Raw genomic sequence first — 15,934 nt, 5'->3', positions numbered from 1 at the left:
TGGGGGCTGCCACTAGTTCACCGCTTGTCGGCTCAGAACCGACTGGATGGCCTGGCGAAGTTGCCGCTGTTTTACCGGCATCGCCAGCGCCGCGCGGTGATCGGCGGTTTCGGCTTCTTTTACCCATTCTTTGCGGGCTTCGTCCACCAGCAGGACGGCCGGGATTTCGCGGGTGATGCTCTCTTGGCCAAAACGATTGAAGCCTTCGAGGGCCGCGCGGCCGATGTCGCCGGTACTGAACAGCACCACTTCGGCCGAACTGGCGTCCATGTAGAAGCGGTCGAGCGCCCGGTCGGGATCGCTTGCCACGAGCACTCGGTAACCATGCTGCTTGAATAGGTCCCGCAGCAGGTCCTGCATCTTGACGTTCGACTCCACCACCAGCAGACGGCGCGGTTGGCCGCTTTCATCGTGACCTTCGTTGCTGGCCAGTTCGTTCTTGGGTTGCTGGCCGGTGCCTCGCTCGGCGAGTCGCTTAGCGGCGATCTTCAATTCGGCCAGCATCTCAGCCGGCGTCTGGTAACGCTTGCTGGGGTCTAGCTCGATAGCGTGGTTGATCACCTTGGCGAACGTGGGCGGCACCTTGGGTGCGACTTTCGCGATGGGCGGGATCTGCTCGAATGTGGCCTTGCTCAGTTGTTTGCCTCGATCGCGTCCTTCCGGCAACGGCGAGTGGCCACTGAGCATGTGGTAGAAAATGCAACCGGCGAAGAAAATGTCGCTCCGCGTATCTTCTTTGCGGACCCCAGTGGCCCGCTCCAGGGCGGCGTACTCCACGGTCCGCTTCACCCCGGCGTCGGCGCCGGCTTCGCTTTCGAGCGCCGCCAGGCCAAAGTCGAGCAGCTTGGCTTCGCCTTCGCTGGAGACCAGCACGTTGGACATCTTCAAGTCGCGATGCGTCACGCCCTGCTGAAAGGCGTAGTTGAGTCCCGAAAGCATGCCATCGAGAATGCCCGCAGCTTCGAGCGGTTCGAACACCCGGCGAACTCGCGTGAACTCGCGAAGGTTCCGCCCCTCGATGAAGTCCATCACGATGTACTGGGCATCGCGCCGCGAGACCACTTCGTGGATGGGGACGATGTTGGGGTGCTTGAGCGAGGCCCCCAGTTCCCCTTCGCGACGGAAGACGTCGGCGTACTCGGCCATGTGCCGGTTGCGGAGCACTTTAACGGCGAATACCTCTTTGGTATCGGTGTGCACGGCGCGAAACACCCGGGCGAACGTTCCGGCTCCCACGCAATACAGCACTTTGTACTTGCCATAGAAGTAGCCACCTTTGAGGCCCTTCATGACACGTTCCAGCTGGTATTGCGTCAGCAGATTGCGCCGCAGGAGTTCCTGCGAGAGGGTGTGCAGGTCGACGGTTCGGGTACCGAGGTCACCGCGCACAATCTGCAAGTCGCGATGGTCGAGTACACCGACCTCCATCGCGCACTGTGCCAGTTGATCCGCGGTGGTAACGGTCGCCATAACGCGTTAATTCTGTTCCTCGCCACGGTGTTGGCGGTGGGCAGCCAAAACCCGCTGGCACTTCTGCTGAATCTTCTTCGGGGCCGCACTCACACAGCACGAAAGCCCCAGGGGACCACACGACTTGACCACTAGGGAAATCGTGCGGGGTCGCACGGATTATTCGCCAGAACCGGACAAGGCTTGGCGAAGATGGGTTCCGGTTGCCTACTCTTCTTCCAACTTGGCCTTGTACTCGTCTCGCTCGCGGCGGGTCGCCTCGAGGTCGAACATCAAGTACTTCATATCAAGCCGCAGTTGGCCGAGGGCATCTTGAACCAAGGTGAGGATCCGCCGGCGGCGTTTAGTGCTTTCGAGCACGCGATCGAGCACGGGCAGGATTTGCTCGGAGTAATTCTCGGGCAGACTGTGGATGAATTCGGCAAGCTGACGAACGTCGGCGGGCACTTCTTCGCTAGTGGTCGTAGTTTTGGGCTGCAGATCGGGCATTGAGGTAAGCTCCTGGGTGGGTTGTATACCTTGCTACCAATGCACGCTGCGCGCCACACCTTCGCACCGCGGCTGCGAGAACCGCCCGCAACCGATTATACACAAACAACTTACGAACCATCAACGGGTTGGCACAGCGATTCTTGCCGCCGGGCCAGTGTTGCCCAAACGCCTCAAAGTGCTCTGGGTCTGTTGCGAAAACCCTGCTAGAAGCCTGATTTACGTCGCCAAAGGCCCCCCTCTGCAGGACGTTTCGCTAAAGCAACACCCTGGACATTTGGGGCCACCTGCCGACCGTTTGCTGGCTCGAGATCGGTGCGCCATGACATCCGCCCCCACAATCGCTCGAAATTACGCATGGCGTTGGGCGGCCGGGGTGGCGGTTGTGCTGGTGCTGGTCGCCACGGGGGCCAGGGCCGATAACGTGCTGGAGGAGGGATTTAGCGGCCCCGCGACTAGTTGGCAGCTGCAGCCGGCGGCCAATATCCGCATCCTGGACCAACGGCGGACCCGCTCGTCCGATGTGGCAATCCCTATCACCGCCGAGCGAGTGGTGCTCGCCTGCCCAGCCGGTTACGCCGCGTACCTGACCCACGAAGTGGGCCGTTTGCGGGTGCTGGACGAGGTGAACATCGAAGTGCTGGTGCGTGGCAATCGGCCCTCGATGCAGGTGGCTGCGGAAGTCACCTATCCCCGCAGTACCGATCCTCGCACGGGCAAACCCTTGCGGGCATTGGTGCACGGATTGCGTTATTCGGAAACGGGCCGCTGGCAGCACCTGCGGATCGAAGGACTGCCCCTGTTGGCCGAGCGGCAAGCTCGCATCATGAGCACCGATCCCAATCGCCAGGTGGATCCGCGCGAAGCGTACATCGAACGGGTGGTGCTGGTGGTGCCCGGCGGCAATGGCCAGTCGCTGGTGGAGGTCGACCACTTGAAGGTGGCAGGCGTCGTTACCCAGTCCGCTGCGGCAAAGTCATCCGACAAAACACCGGTGTTTGCTCCGCCACTGGCGGGGGGCGACAATGATGGACCGCTGCTGCAAGCGCCCGGTACGGCCGCGACGGCTGCCGACGAGGTATTCGAGCCGGTCGACGTTCGCCGTCACGGCGACACCCTGGCCGTGGCGGGACAACCACTGGTGCCGCGCGTGATTCAGTACCGTGGCGAGCGTCTCGAACTGCTGGCCGAGTTGGGGTTCAATGCCGTGTGGCTGGACGAAACCGCCACCGAAGCCCAACTCCACGCCGCGCGGCAAGAGAAACTGTGGGTCATCTGCCCGCCGCCGCCAGCCGACAAACTCAGTACGATCGAACCGAACACCATCTGGCAAACGGTGCTCGCCTGGTCGATGGGACTCGACTGCGACGCGCTCGATATGGATGCCATTGCATCGCAGGCCGAGGAGGTCCGCCGCAACGATCGGCTCGCCCGTCCCATCCTGGTGGGCGCCCGCGACCGCCATCGCCGCTACGCTCAACTGGCGGACGTCTTGGTCCGAGACCAACCACTTGGCAGCATGGCGCGGAGCGACGAGCCGCTGCCCGTGATGGGGTGCTCGCCATGGACACAGCTCTCGCTCGGTTGGACCACGCTCGCCCGCCGGCAAGCGGAGTTGCTGGCCCCCAAAGCGAGCCACCTCGGGTGGCACGAACCGGGCGACGTTCGCCGCACGGCCCTGTCGGCCATGGCTGCCGGTTGTCGAGGGCTGGTGGTCTGCACGCCCGAACGTCTCAGTACGACCAGTTCCGAAGCGCGGCGGTTGGCGGATCAACTGCGATTGTTGAATCAAGAGTTGCGGCTCGTGGAACCATGGCTCGTGGCAGGTAAGCGAGATCCTTCGGCCGAGCTATCCAACTCGGACGTGGCGGTGACCGCCTGGCAATTGGGGCGTTCGCGTCTGGTGATGCTGCCCGAGCAACCGACCGACTCGCCCCAGCGACTGGGTACCGCCAGCTTGAATCTGGCCAGCGTGCCGCAAACCGCCCGCGCCCACCTGCTCACGCCTGCTGGGCTGCTGCCATTGGGAAGCGGCCAGGTGGCAGGTGGTTTCCAGGTGCAGGTACCGGCGGCCGATGCGGGCGGTTGGGTGCTGCTGACCAACGAAAGCCGCACCTTGGCCACGGTGCAACGCCGCCTTGGCGACACCGCACTGCAAGCCGCGCAGGCCGAGCGGGGGCTGGCGATGGCCGACCTGTTGGAATTGGAAACCGTGGAAAGCCAACTGTCCGACCCGCGGGGCAACATTGCCGCTGGCCGCGTGACCCCATTGAAGCGGGCCATCGAACAATGCGATCAGTTGCTGGCCGCCAAACGCTATCCGCAGACCTTTCACCTGGCAACGCAACTGCGATACACGGCCGCCGCCGAGCGTCGACACGTTCAAAAGCAATTGCAGCCGGGTGGATTCATCAGCATGCCGACCGCAGGCGAACTGCGACTGCTGCCCACCGAGGCCGCCTTGCATCAGTCGTTGGCCTCGTTGCCAAGAGGGAACAACCTGCTGATGGGCGGCGATTTTGAGGATCTCACCGAGGCCCAGACCGCCGGCTGGACTCATGCCAACTATGCCGAAGCCATGCTCGACACCGGCGTGCAACTCGTCCCCGCCCAGGCGAAACATGGCCAGGCCTGCTTGAGGCTCTTGGCCCGCGACCAGGGCGATGCCCGAGTGCTGGACGAGGATCCCAAGCCCGTCGTCTGGATCACGTCGCCCGACGTGCCAGTCAGAAAGGGCACCGTCGTCGAGATCACGGGATGGGCCCGCGTGATGGTGGCCAGTGGACAGTCGGGCGAGCTGATGGTGGTCGACGACCTGGGAGGCGAGCAACTCGCGCTACGGATCCGGGCGACCACGGGCTGGCAACCGTTCCGCCTGATTCGCACCATCGACGATGCGAGCACGATTCACGTGAAGCTGGCCCTCACCGGGCCAGCGACGGCCGACGTCGATGCGGTAATGATCCGCGAAGTACTACGGCCGCAGAGGACGGCGGCGCGGCCGGCTGCGAGTCCGTAGCTGGACTCGCAAGAGTTCCGGCCCTTCCCAGCGAGTTCTCCGAAGACGTGCGACTCCGGCTACCAGAAAGTGCTTTGGGTGACTCAATGCGTCGCACCAGGGTAAATTCTCCTCAGCCACGGATCGGCGGCAGCGAGATTGTTCTGGGCTGTTTGTTGTTGCGGCTTTTGGGGGAATAGTATCTCGCCGAAGTGAGCTGCACCGCGGGGAGTTTCCAGGGGCCCTAGAGGGCTTCGGTGGGCCATTTAGCTGGAAGTCATTCGACTCGAGGCAGGTGAGGTTTGCCTACTCTGCGTTGTTCGACCGGCGGAGGTTGGAAAGATCAGGCGCTCCAATATTCAGTCACTCTTGTTGCATGCGTTTCAGTCTTCGCCCTGCATTCCTAAATCCAAACAAATGCCCCACCTCCAAGGCATCCTCACGATTAGGCGAGATCGCTTGATAAGCCTCGCTCATCACCATCTGATGAAACGCCTTTTCTGATGGGTACATGACGAGAACAACACGATCGTATCGCTCTTCCCCTACCAACATCAGTTCCGCCTTGAGCCCGTAGATCACCTTGGCGCCAGCGTGACCAATCATGGGAAGGACCTCCCTCGCGTATTCCTTGTAGTATTTCACCTCGCCACCATTCGGCTTAAACTGGAGAAGATTGATCTCAAAAAGCTCGTCTCCGTCCGGAAATTCGGGCGCGACCACAGTATCGGCCGAGCTACGACCGTTGCCGCCATGTAGCGTTCCGTTGAGCGCGTGTATGGCAATATTCTCCAAATGGGCGTGAAGCTCGGACTCCGCTTGCTGGTAGACTTTCATGTCCCCAAGCCTTCGAAGATCTTTACGTGAGCGGAATCGTTCAATGACAAGCAGATCCCAGGGATTGTGCTTCAATCCGAACAATTCATGTGATGATTCATAATCCAATTTGTAAGGAGTGGCGCTACCCAAGAATAGGAATTCACCGCCCATCTCTCGAAGGATGGGCTGATAAGATTTCAGAAACTCTTCGTATTTTGTCAGGCCATCGTTGCTCTTGAACTTGAGAAGTCGCATCAAGATGAGCGGATGAGTATCCGGGTTCTTTTCCAGCAAGGCGAGCCGATCCTCGATGGCGGAGATTTCGGAACTTGGGCAATCCGCTTCCTCGGCCTGCGTGCTCGAAACTAAGGCGAAGAGGCAAGTGAGGAGGGCAAGCCAATCTTTGGTTTTCTGCAACATTTTGCTTTTCACTCGAAGTTGTGATTAGACGCAATGAATGTGGATAAGCCTCGATCGATCCTGCCTTATCTACAACGAGTGTGGATGAGCCAGCCCTCGATTGTAGCAAAACGCACCTCATTTGTGCCGCCTAGCTCCCCGCGGTGTTCATCGCCTTAGCAATTCCTCAGTCGCTGCCGCCACTCCGTGGCTTATGTGGAACTGCGAACGAGTACCCGGGGCTTGCGTCCCGGGCTACGCGCTGTCGCCGCTCCGTGGCTGTAGTGGCACCCACCTCACAAGAATGTCCGCTGTAAGAACTTCGCCGTAGAATTCACCCCTCCAGCTGATCTAATAGAACCACCGGCTGATGCGCGGCGGGGTCTTTGGCAACTTGGTGGGCGGAGGGCAGATGGCAGCGCGTGGGGAGTTGAATCCTGGCTCCACTCTGCGAAGTCATCTCGCAGCTGGGGGAAACGTTGGGACAAAACTCGCCGGGGTTTTTAGCCTCTATAGGCTGTAACTCATTGTTGGGTAAGGAGTTACGCATTCGAACGGGCCCTGAGTACCCGGAGTTTTGGGCCTACGAATCGCAATTGGCCAACAACGAGTTGTGGCAAAACTCCCGAGACCGTGATTTGCGCAAGATTCTGGAGCGTTCTGTCCGTGCTTCCGAAGTCTTGCGACTCCGGCTACATGACACCTACTTGAAGCCAGGGAGCTACTTAAAATAAGCCACGGCGTTGTCGAACAGCTTGGCTCCAGCGCCGGCGCCGCTCAAACCCTTGCTGGTCCAGTTTGGGTGCTGATGGGCGAACAGGAATCGCTCGGGGTGGGGCATCAGTCCCAGCACCCGGCCCGTGGTGTCGCAGATGCCGGCGATGTCGGCCGACGCGCCGTTGGGGTTGGCGGGATAGTCGACCTGGGGTTCGAGCGAAAGCGTCTCCGAGTCCGCAGCGGAGTCGGTGTAGCGGAGCACCAGTCGACCGGCCCCAGCCAGCGAATCGAGTGTCTGCTGGTCGCGGACCACGAACTTGCCTTCGGCGTGGGCCACGGGGAGCACAATGTCTTCGATGCCCTGCAGGAAGACGCAATTGCCGGGCTCGACATTCAAGTTCACCCAGCGGGCTTCGTAGCGGCCGCTGTCGTTCCAGGCCAGGGTGGCTTGAGGACCTTCGGCATCGTCGATATCCAACAGGCCGGTCTTCATCAGCACCTGAAAGCCGTTGCAGATGCCGAGCACCAGCTTGTCCGACGCGCGGAACTCTTGCAGCGCGTTGGTCAACTGCTCGCGGAGCTGGTTGCCGAGAATCCGCCCCGATGCGATGTCGTCGCCGTAGCTGAAGCCGCCAGGAATGCATAGCACCTGATGTTCGGCCAACAAGGAAGGATTGCCCAGCAGCTCGCGGATGTGTGCGGTGCGCGGCGTGCCGCCTGCTTGCTCGAACGCAAACGCGGTTTCTTTGTCGCAGTTGGTGCCAGGGGCTCGAAGTACAAGGACGCGGGGGGATGACATTGCTTGATCGGTATTAGGCTTTAGGGGTAGCAGAACTCGCAAGACTTCTGGGATGCGTGTTACCAGGCGAGTGGCGACTTCCAGGCGGACTTGAGTTCATCGATGTCGGCATCGACGAAGTTCGTTCCGTCGGCGGCAATGGACAGACGAGTGTCGGAAACTGTCGTGCCAATTTGGACGTACGGTACGTTTGCCATGGCGCTTTCGAACTCGGCTGCTTTTGACGCATCAACTTCCACCAGGAAGCGGGTGTTCGATTCACTGAACAGCTTGGCGGCCACACCGCCTTCGGCCAGCTCGATCGCATCGAGCGACAGCTGCATGCCGAGTCCGCCAGCGAAGGCCATTTCGGCCGCGGCCACGGCCAGGCCACCTTCGCACAGGTCGTGGCACGCGAGCACGGCGCCCGACTTGATGGCGGTGTGCATCGATGTGAACGTCTCCCGGGCCGCTGCCGCATCGACCGTCGGCACCTGCCCGCCGGTGAGTTCATTCACGAGCGTGAAGTGCGATCCGCCCAGTTCATTTTTGGTAACGCCAACCAGGTAGATCGGGTTGCCGGTGGCCTTGAGGTCCATGGTCACTGCCTGGCTGCAGTCGTCCATTTGTCCCATCGCACTGATCAACAGCGAGGGCGGGATGGCGATCGTCTGCTTCCGGCCGTCGGCGTCGAAGTAGCTGAACTCGTTGTTCAGGCTGTCTTTGCCGCTGATGAACGGGGTGCCCAGCTCCAGGGAAAGGTCGTGGCAGGCCATCGCGGCACGAACTAGCGAGCCGAGTGTCTCGGCCTTTTCGCAGTCGCCCCAGCAGAAGTTGTCGAGGATGGCGATCCGCTGGGGATCGGCTCCCACGGCCACGCAGTTGCGAATCGCTTCGTCGATGGCGCTGGCGGCCATGTGATAGGTGTCGAAGTCGCCGTAGTGAGGATTCATGCCGCACGAGATGACGATCGCCCGTTGGTTGGTCAGCACGGGGCGAACCACTGCGGCGTCGCTGGGGCCGTCGCTCGCGCGGCCGACCAGCGGTTTGACGACACTGCCGGCTTTCACCTCGTGATCGTACTGGCGGATGATCCACTCTTTGCTGGCCACGTTCAGCGATCCGAGCACCTTCAGCAGGTCGTCGTTGTAGCTCGTGCGCTCGGGCAGTTCGAATGGGGTGGCGGCCGGTGGGGTGTAGTTGGCTTCGCGAATCACGGGCGGACGGCCATCGTGCAGTACGCTCATCGCCAGGTCGCAGACGGTTTGGCCATGGTACTTGAGCACCAGCCGGCCGGTGGGTTCGAACTTGCCAATGACCGTGGCTTCCACCCCCTCGGATGCACAGAGCGATTCGAGCTCCGACCAATTGCCTTCAGGCACCGAGACCACCATGCGTTCCTGGGCCTCGGAGATCCAAATCTCGGTGTACGACAGGCCTTCGTACTTCAGTGGAGCTCGCTCGAGCCACACTTCTGCGCCGATCTTCTCGCCCATCTCGCCCACGGCGCTACTGAATCCACCGGCGCCACAGTCGGTCACCGAGGTGTAGAGTCCGCGGTCGCGAGCGGCCAGCAGCACGTCCTGCACCATCTTCTCTTCGATGGCGTTACCGATCTGCACGGCACCACCGGAGAGTTCTTCGCTCTCGTGGGTTAGCTCGGCACTGGAAAACGTCGCGCCATGAATGCCATCGCGGCCGGTGCGACCGCCAATGGCGACGATGAAGTCGCCTGGCTGCGGGGCCCCAAACGCCTTGTCGTGCGGGATGACGCCAACGTTGCCGCAGTACACCAGCGGATTGCCCAGGTACCGGCGGTCGAAGTACACGGCACCGTTCACTGTGGGAATGCCCATCCGGTTGCCGTAATCGCGGACGCCGGACACGACACCCTTCATCACCCGTCGCGGGTGCAAGACGCCCGGCGGAAGCGAATCGGCCGGGGTGTCGGGCGGGGCGAAGCAGAACACGTCGGTACTGCAGACCGGCTCGGCTCCGAGTCCGGTGCCCAGGATGTCGCGAATCACGCCACCCAGGCCAGTGTTCGCTCCGCCGTAAGGCTCCAGGGCAGAGGGGTGATTGTGCGTTTCGACCTTGAAGGCCACGTGATTCTCGTCATCGAACGTTACCACGCCCGCATTGTCGGCAAACACGCTAACGCACCAGTCGTCGTCGCCCCATTGCTTGCGGAGCGTCTGGGTGGCGGCAAAGATGGTCTCCTTCAGCATGTTGTCGAACTGCCGCTCGCCATCGGGCCCGGTGTACTTTATGCGGCCGGCGAGCGTCTTGTGGCTGCAGTGCTCGCTCCAGGTCTGGGCCAGGGTCTCGAGTTCGATGTCGGTGGGGGCCCGGCCGAGATCGCGGAAGTACTTTTGTATGGTCTGCATCTCGGCCAGTTGCAGGTAGAGCTGGCCCTGGCGGCTGAGTTGCATCAGGCCATCGTCGTCCAGTTGGTCCAGCGCGACGGTCTGCAATTCGAACTCGTACGGTCGGCCTACGTCCAAGTGGTCCAGCGACAGAGGTCCGACGATCACTTGCTCGATGGCGTCGTTTGCCAGTAGGCGACTGCTCAGCGTGGCGACCTGCTGGTCGTCGAGGCCCGCGAGCCAGTATTTGTGGCAGGTGCGAACCAGGGGCGGTTCGATGCCCAGATCGGCGATGGCCGATTGAGCGCTAAGGGCCACTGGGTCCATCACCCCTGGCTTGGGCAGCACGTGCACCACACGCACTTCGCCTGCCAGCCACGCGGGAGCGGTGGCCAGCCTGGCGTCGCCCACCGGCGCGACCACGGCTTGTTCCACGACATGATCGGTCAGCAGTTGGTCGGCCACACGCAGGGCGTCGGCATCGGCCAGGTGATCGCCCGAAAGCAGGAAGGCTCGGCCGCTGGCGGCTGCAAACTGGTCGGCCAGGCCGTACTCCATGGCCTCTTGCACCAGGCGTTGGGCAGGGCGGTCGAGGTTGGCCTTCAGCGGTAGTACGTCAATTTCCCACAGCATCTCGGATTCGCTTCCCTTCGGCGAGCAGTCGTTCAAGTTCTGGTCCGTCTTCCGCCTCGATGGCGTCGCGGATCAGATTCAGTTGTTGGTCGAATTGATTCAAGGCGGTCAGCACCTGCGAGCGGTTGGCCAGAAATATCTGCCGCCACAGGTCGGGGCTACTGGCGGCCACCCGGGTGGTGTCGCGCCAACCAGTTGCCGCCAGATCGAGTATCCCATCGGGCGTCGCGGCCGCAAGGGCCGAAGCCACCACGTGGGGCAGATGACTGGTCACGGCCAATGCGGCATCGTGATCGTCGGGGGCGAGCAGCACGACATGGCTGCCAAGCTCCTGCCAGAATTCCTGAATCCGCTCGACCGCTTCTGCGCTGGACCGCTCGTCGGGAGTGACCACCACGGTACGGCCCTGAAACAGGTCGGCTCGCGCGAATTCGGCCCCACCGCGATGGTGGCCTGCCAGCGGGTGGCTGCCAACAAATTGGCACGGCTCGTCGCCCAGGGCCTGGTGCACTTGGTCCACGATTTCGGCCTTGGTGCTGCCAACGTCCGTAATCAGGCACCCTGCCGAGGCGTTCCGGACGGTCTCCAGCACGCTGGGCACCACGGTATCGACGGGCGTGCAGATCACCACCAGGTCCGACTCGGTCACTCCGTCCGCCAGATTGATGGTGGCCCGATCGAGCAGGCCGTTATCGACCAAGTTCTGCAGCTTGGTCGTATCGCGCCCAATGCCAACGACTTGCTTAGCGAGCGAACGCTCGCGCATGGCTTGCGCGACGGAACCGCCGAGCAATCCCACGCCAACGATGGAGACCTGGTCGAACGGCTGCATGACGCGATTTACTTCGTGGATAGCGAAGGTTGGATAATCGTTACGATTGGCCCCCGATGATACCAGACCTAACGGTACGTTGCCCGGGGGGGCGTTCTGCAGGGCCTGCGGCCGAGCGAATTTGGCGATTGCAACGGCCATGCTTGTGTTAGGGTCGCACTTGAGTGCCTAGTCCGCCCAAACCATTTTGCTCTTCCAAAAAACACCGCATGCGCAAAGAATTATCGAAAAAAACCGGCGCAAGTCCTGCTCCGCATCCGCACGAGAGCTATATAATGCCGGTACGATGTTTGGCATAGCCAAGGTAGGGATTTTGCCGTGGAGTGGCCAGCTCGTGTGTGGGCGATCGTCCGTTGAGGGGTAAGAACAGTCAGCCATATTAAACGCCCAAGGATTCGGAAGCTGACTGCCGACACTCAACACATTTTGCAGAAATCGGGTTGATTATGAGCCGCTGTAAGAGTTTCGCGATTGTTGGCACTGTCTTGAGCGCCTGCCTGGTATCGGCCGTGGCCGATGCTCAAGAGTGGCCCAAAAAGATGTTTGAGACCCTGGACCACGATTTCGGAACCGTGGCGCGTGGCTCGGACACCGTTTACAAGTTTGAAGTAACCAACAAGTTTGTCGAGGATATCCGGATCACCGGGGTTCGTTCGAGTTGCGGTTGCACCACGCCATCGGTGGAAAACGGGGAAATCAAGACCTACGAAAAGGCCTACATCGTCGCCAAATTCAATACCCGCACCTTCACCGGGTATCACAGTGCGACGCTTACCGTGACGATCGACAAGCCGTACCCGGCCCAGGTTCAGTTGCGCGTGCACGGCAATATCCGTGGCGACGTGGTATTCGAGCCGGGCGGAATTAACTTCGGCACCGTGGATCAGGGCGAGGTGCAGGAGAAGAAGGTGTCCGTCCGCTACGCTGGCCATAGTGGCTGGGAAATCAAGGACGTGGTCGCCTCGAACGAGAGCAGCGAATACTACGAAGTGGAACTGCAGGAGTCGTATCGCCAGGGCGGACAGGCCCGCTACGACCTGAATGTTCGCCTGAAGGACACCGCCCCGGCCGGATACCTGAAGGATCAACTGACTCTGGTCACCAACGACGGAAACAACCCTCGTATTCCGATCGACATCGAAGGTCGGGTGATGCCGGAGATCTCGGTGATGCCCGAAAATTGGGTGCTGGGCGATGTGACCGCTGGCGACGAGGTCTCCAAGAAGCTCATTGTTCGCGGTAAGACCCCCTTCCAGATCACCAAGATTGATTGTGACGACAGCTTCCAATGCGAGTACGATCAGGAGCCTCGCACGACGCACGTCGTGGCGGTGACCTTCAAAGCGGGTGACAGAGACGGTCGCCTGAAGAAGCAGATTGTCATTCACACCGACCGTGGCGAAACGTTCAGTACTGCTTGCACGGCTTACGCGAACATCGTCGCTCCGGCGCCGGTTGAAGACGCCCCCGCCGAGAGCACGTCGACTGCCTCGAGCGAGTCCAGCACCAATCTGGCGGACGGCAGTCGCTAGCACTGCAGGCGAACAACTCGAAAAACCACCGGGCCAGGCCCCCAACTGCGGTTGAGGACCTGGCCCGGTTTGCATTGACACGCATCCGTGGGCTCGTCATACTCCGCCGGCTTTTCCTCCGCCGGCACTGCCGCGCGGCATGTGTACTTATCCTGGGCTTCGCCCCAACGAACCTCGTCATGCATTTCTGGTTTCGCAATGCGACCTGGCTGATCGCGTGCACATACTGCTGCGCTGGACTGGCTGCCAACACTAGCGCCCAGGAGCACGTCCTGCACGACCTGTCGGACGATACCCACATCATGGGCGACCAGTCGCCTGAGTATTTTGCCCCCGAGTGCGGCACCACCTGCGACGAAACCGAGTGCGATCCCGCCTGGGAAGGCGGCGAGGTGCTGATCGATCGTGGCTGGTGTCGGGCGTTCTTCGACGCCCTGCGGTTTCGAAGCTCCAACAGGCACGGCCGCGCCAGCGGCCATGGGCAACCGCTGCGGGGTACCAGCTGGCTCAATCGGCCGTATTCTTTCGGCCTGGAAACGGGCGGGTTTGTGATGACCAAGAGTGTCAGTTCCAACAATTCACGCAACAACGACGTGCTGCTAGCCGCGCAATTGGGCTGGGACTTTGACGATTACTGGGGGACCCAGTTTCGTGTGGCGTGGACCACGCCCGAGTTCTACAGCACCGTTCCCAGCACCTCGACGCCCAGCAACAACTTGCTGCTTTACGATCTGTCGCTGCTCTATTATCCCTGGGGCGACTCGCGGGTGCGGCCCTACTACCGATTTGGAGTGGGGCTGACCGACATCGATTTCATTACGCCCTTCGGCGTCCGCGAAGATAATACGTTGTTCACCACGCCCGTCGGCCTGGGCATCAAGTACCAAACGCGTCGCTGGGTGGCTTTGCGAGCGGAGGCCATGAACTACATTGCCTGGGGACAAAACTCAGCTCGGGGCATGCAGAACTTCACACTAACGTTCGGCTTGGAGTGGCGCTACGGCGGACGCCCTGACAACAACTGGAACAGTCCCAACCGCCACGGTCCGTGGTAGCTTGGCGACCAGCCCTGGTAGACAAAAAAGCGAAGCCGCGAGTCTGTCCTCGCGGCTTCGCCTCGTTTCGTGTTGCAGTTTTGCCAAGCAGTCTAACGCTGGGCGGTGCGAGCAATATCCTCCGCATTGCGAGCGGCGGCTTGGGCATTGACGAAGGACAGGTCGTCGTCGCTCAGTCGGCTGAATGGCACGGTGGTCGTGCGACCATTGGCCTTCAGCAGCCGAACTTGGCCATCCAGCACGGCCACCAGGCGAGCATCGACCGTGTAGGTGCCGGTGCTGTCGACCCAGTGACGCAGGGCCAGGCTGTCGAAGCCACCAGGCTGCTCGAGCACTCCGGTGGGGCCGAACAGGTCCGTCATGGGGTCGTCCTCGTCACCCGCTGGTTCGTCAGCGGCAGGTTCTTCGCTCTCCGATTCGCCCCCGAACAGGTCGGCACCTGCGTCGTCGGCCGACTCGTCCTCGGCGGGCTCGCTTCCGAACAGGCTGCCACCATCTTCCACAGCGGCAGGCTGCTCACCAAACATGGTGGCTGCGTCGTCGTCCGCGGCGGCTTCGTCGATGTCGGTCTCGGCACCAAACAGGTTGGTTTCGTCGTCCATGGCTGCCTCTTCCATGTCGGAGCTTTCACCACCGAACAGGTTTTCTTCAGCGGCAGGCTCTTCGGCGGCCGGTTGAGCGCCGAACATGTCTTCGTCAGCGGTAGGTTCTTCAGCAGCCGGTTGGGCACCAAACAGGTCTTCTTCGGCGGCGGGCTCTTCGGCGGCCGGTTGAGCGCCGAACATGTCTTCGTCAGCGGCAGGTTCTTCAGCAGCCGGTTGGGCACCAAACAGGTCTTCTTCGGCGGCGGGCTCTTCGGCGGCCGGTTGAGCGCCGAACATGTCTTCAGCAGCGGCAGGTTCTTCAGCAGCCGGTTGGGCACCGAACAGGTCTTCTTCCGCGGCGGGCTCTTCGGCGGCCGGTTGAGCGCCGAACATGTCTTCGTCAGCGGCAGGTTCTTCAGCAGCCGGTTGGGCACCGAACAGGTCTTCTTCGGCGGCGGGCTCTTCGGCGGCCGGTTGGGCGCCGAACATGTCGTCAGCAGCGGCGGGTTCTTCAGCCGCCGGCTGGGCACCGAACAGGTCTTCTTCCGCAGCGGGTTCTTCGGCGGCCGGTTGAGCGCCGAACATGTCGTCGGCAGCGGCAGGTTCTTCAGCCGCCGGCTGGGCACCGAAGAGGTCTTCCTCGGCAGCGGGCTCTTCCACGACGGGCTCCGGTAAGGGAGCAACATCGTCGGCCGGCGCAGGGGCCTCGTCGGCCAAGGTGGGCGCTATGGTGTCTTCGGCAGGAGCCTCTGCCTCATCAGCGGGCTTGTTTACCTCGACGTCGGTGGCGGGATCAGTGGCCGACCAAGTGCTGGGAGCATCTTCGGGCTGCGGGGGGGCTTCCGTAGGCTCACCCTGGGTGACAGCTCCTTCGGATTGAATGATCGTTTCGCCAGAGCTAACCACGGTCGAGTCGCAGCCGCAGTTGCTCGAACTCTCGACCACCACGGGACCACAACTGCCGCACGGGCTGTAGGTGACACAGGGACCGCAGTCGTAATACACGGGGCTGCAGCGCTGCACGTAGCACGGCGGGCAAGGAGAGCACCACCGTGAGGCAAACCATTGGCTGGCTGCAGCGGGACTCACCGAGAGAGTCACGCATAGGAACAGAACCAGAGCGACTCGCAACATGTGACGCAGGAAACGCAAACGCATGAAAGGTACTCTCTAATCTAGCTGGATGGTCGGATTCGCCCTACCGTCCTGGGGCATTGCGTACGTTCCCTGTACTTTGGTCCATGTTACCTAGGGCCAGATGG

Annotated in this window: 10 protein-coding genes; 3 read left to right on the top strand and 7 right to left on the bottom strand. The window is 61.6% G+C overall.

Going from position 1 to position 15,934, the window contains the following annotated elements; translation table 11 throughout:
- Positions 1-12 precede the first annotated feature (12 nt).
- Both NG895_RS08100 and NG895_RS08095 read right to left on the bottom strand, forming a co-directional pair.
- A complete protein-coding gene (locus NG895_RS08100; RefSeq protein WP_252851970.1) occupies positions 13-1,470 on the bottom strand; it encodes a serine/threonine protein kinase in 1,458 nt (485 codons plus the stop codon).
- A 207-nt stretch (positions 1,471-1,677) separates the two neighbouring features.
- On the bottom strand, positions 1,678-1,959 hold the full coding sequence (locus tag NG895_RS08095; protein ID WP_252851969.1) for a transcriptional regulator: 282 nt from the start codon (positions 1,957-1,959) through the stop codon (positions 1,678-1,680).
- A gap of 322 nt (positions 1,960-2,281) precedes the next feature.
- On the opposite strand from NG895_RS08095, the gene NG895_RS08090 reads away from it, so the two are divergent.
- On the top strand, positions 2,282-4,978 hold the full coding sequence (locus NG895_RS08090; protein ID WP_252851968.1) for a hypothetical protein: 2,697 nt from the start codon (positions 2,282-2,284) through the stop codon (positions 4,976-4,978).
- A 342-nt stretch (positions 4,979-5,320) separates the two neighbouring features.
- Here NG895_RS08090 and NG895_RS08085 read toward each other — a convergent pair whose 3' ends face one another.
- The 4 genes from NG895_RS08085 to NG895_RS08070 form a co-directional block, all read right to left on the bottom strand.
- The gene (locus NG895_RS08085; protein WP_252851967.1) at positions 5,321-6,196 is read right to left on the bottom strand and encodes a DUF1330 domain-containing protein; all 876 of its coding nucleotides are present in this window, start codon (positions 6,194-6,196) and stop codon (positions 5,321-5,323) included.
- Positions 6,197-6,896: 700 nt separating this feature from the next.
- Positions 6,897-7,691: a phosphoribosylformylglycinamidine synthase I gene (purQ, locus tag NG895_RS08080; protein ID WP_252851966.1), complete on the bottom strand. Its 795-nt coding sequence runs from the start codon at positions 7,689-7,691 to the stop codon at positions 6,897-6,899.
- Between the two features lie 59 nt (positions 7,692-7,750).
- Positions 7,751-10,669: a phosphoribosylformylglycinamidine synthase subunit PurL gene (gene purL / locus NG895_RS08075; RefSeq protein WP_252851965.1), complete on the bottom strand. Its 2,919-nt coding sequence runs from the start codon at positions 10,667-10,669 to the stop codon at positions 7,751-7,753.
- A complete protein-coding gene (locus tag NG895_RS08070; protein ID WP_252851964.1) occupies positions 10,653-11,642 on the bottom strand; it encodes a prephenate dehydrogenase in 990 nt (329 codons plus the stop codon). The genes purL and NG895_RS08070 overlap by 17 nt, the downstream gene beginning before the upstream one ends.
- 305 nt (positions 11,643-11,947) lie before the next feature.
- Here NG895_RS08070 and NG895_RS08065 point away from each other — a divergent pair, with 305 nt between their 5' ends.
- Positions 11,948-13,033, top strand: coding sequence for a DUF1573 domain-containing protein (locus tag NG895_RS08065; RefSeq protein WP_252851963.1), 1,086 nt, complete (start codon positions 11,948-11,950; stop codon positions 13,031-13,033).
- 179 nt (positions 13,034-13,212) lie between these two features.
- A complete protein-coding gene (locus NG895_RS08060; protein WP_252851962.1) occupies positions 13,213-14,088 on the top strand; it encodes an outer membrane beta-barrel protein in 876 nt (291 codons plus the stop codon).
- A 92-nt stretch (positions 14,089-14,180) separates the two neighbouring features.
- Here the strand turns inward: NG895_RS08060 and NG895_RS08055 are convergent, their stop codons facing one another.
- On the bottom strand, positions 14,181-15,830 hold the full coding sequence (locus NG895_RS08055) for a nucleoporin (RefSeq protein WP_252851961.1): 1,650 nt from the start codon (positions 15,828-15,830) through the stop codon (positions 14,181-14,183).
- Positions 15,831-15,934: the final 104 nt, after the last annotated feature.

The sequence above is a fragment of the Aeoliella straminimaris genome (genome assembly GCF_024054565.1).
GTDB classification, from domain to species: Bacteria; Planctomycetota; Planctomycetia; order Pirellulales; family Lacipirellulaceae; genus Aeoliella; species Aeoliella straminimaris.
Note: the sequence above shows the minus strand (reverse complement) of the source record. Positions and strands in the feature narration are given on the sequence as shown.

Excerpts from the sequence above, each read along its gene's own strand:
- NG895_RS08090 (WP_252851968.1), top strand. The coding sequence starts at position 2,282 with ATGACATCCGCCCCCACAATCGCTCGAAATTACGCATGGCGTTGGGCG.
- NG895_RS08060 (WP_252851962.1), top strand. The coding sequence starts at position 13,213 with ATGCATTTCTGGTTTCGCAATGCGACCTGGCTGATCGCGTGCACATAC.
- purQ (WP_252851966.1), bottom strand. The coding sequence starts at position 7,691 with ATGTCATCCCCCCGCGTCCTTGTACTTCGAGCCCCTGGCACCAACTGC.
- NG895_RS08095 (WP_252851969.1), bottom strand. The coding sequence starts at position 1,959 with ATGCCCGATCTGCAGCCCAAAACTACGACCACTAGCGAAGAAGTGCCC.
- NG895_RS08065 (WP_252851963.1), top strand. The coding sequence starts at position 11,948 with ATGAGCCGCTGTAAGAGTTTCGCGATTGTTGGCACTGTCTTGAGCGCC.
- NG895_RS08055 (WP_252851961.1), bottom strand. The coding sequence starts at position 15,830 with ATGCGTTTGCGTTTCCTGCGTCACATGTTGCGAGTCGCTCTGGTTCTG.
- NG895_RS08070 (WP_252851964.1), bottom strand. The coding sequence starts at position 11,642 with ATGGCCGTTGCAATCGCCAAATTCGCTCGGCCGCAGGCCCTGCAGAAC.
- NG895_RS08085 (WP_252851967.1), bottom strand. The coding sequence starts at position 6,196 with ATGTTGCAGAAAACCAAAGATTGGCTTGCCCTCCTCACTTGCCTCTTC.
- purL (WP_252851965.1), bottom strand. The coding sequence starts at position 10,669 with ATGCTGTGGGAAATTGACGTACTACCGCTGAAGGCCAACCTCGACCGC.
- NG895_RS08100 (WP_252851970.1), bottom strand. The coding sequence starts at position 1,470 with ATGGCGACCGTTACCACCGCGGATCAACTGGCACAGTGCGCGATGGAG.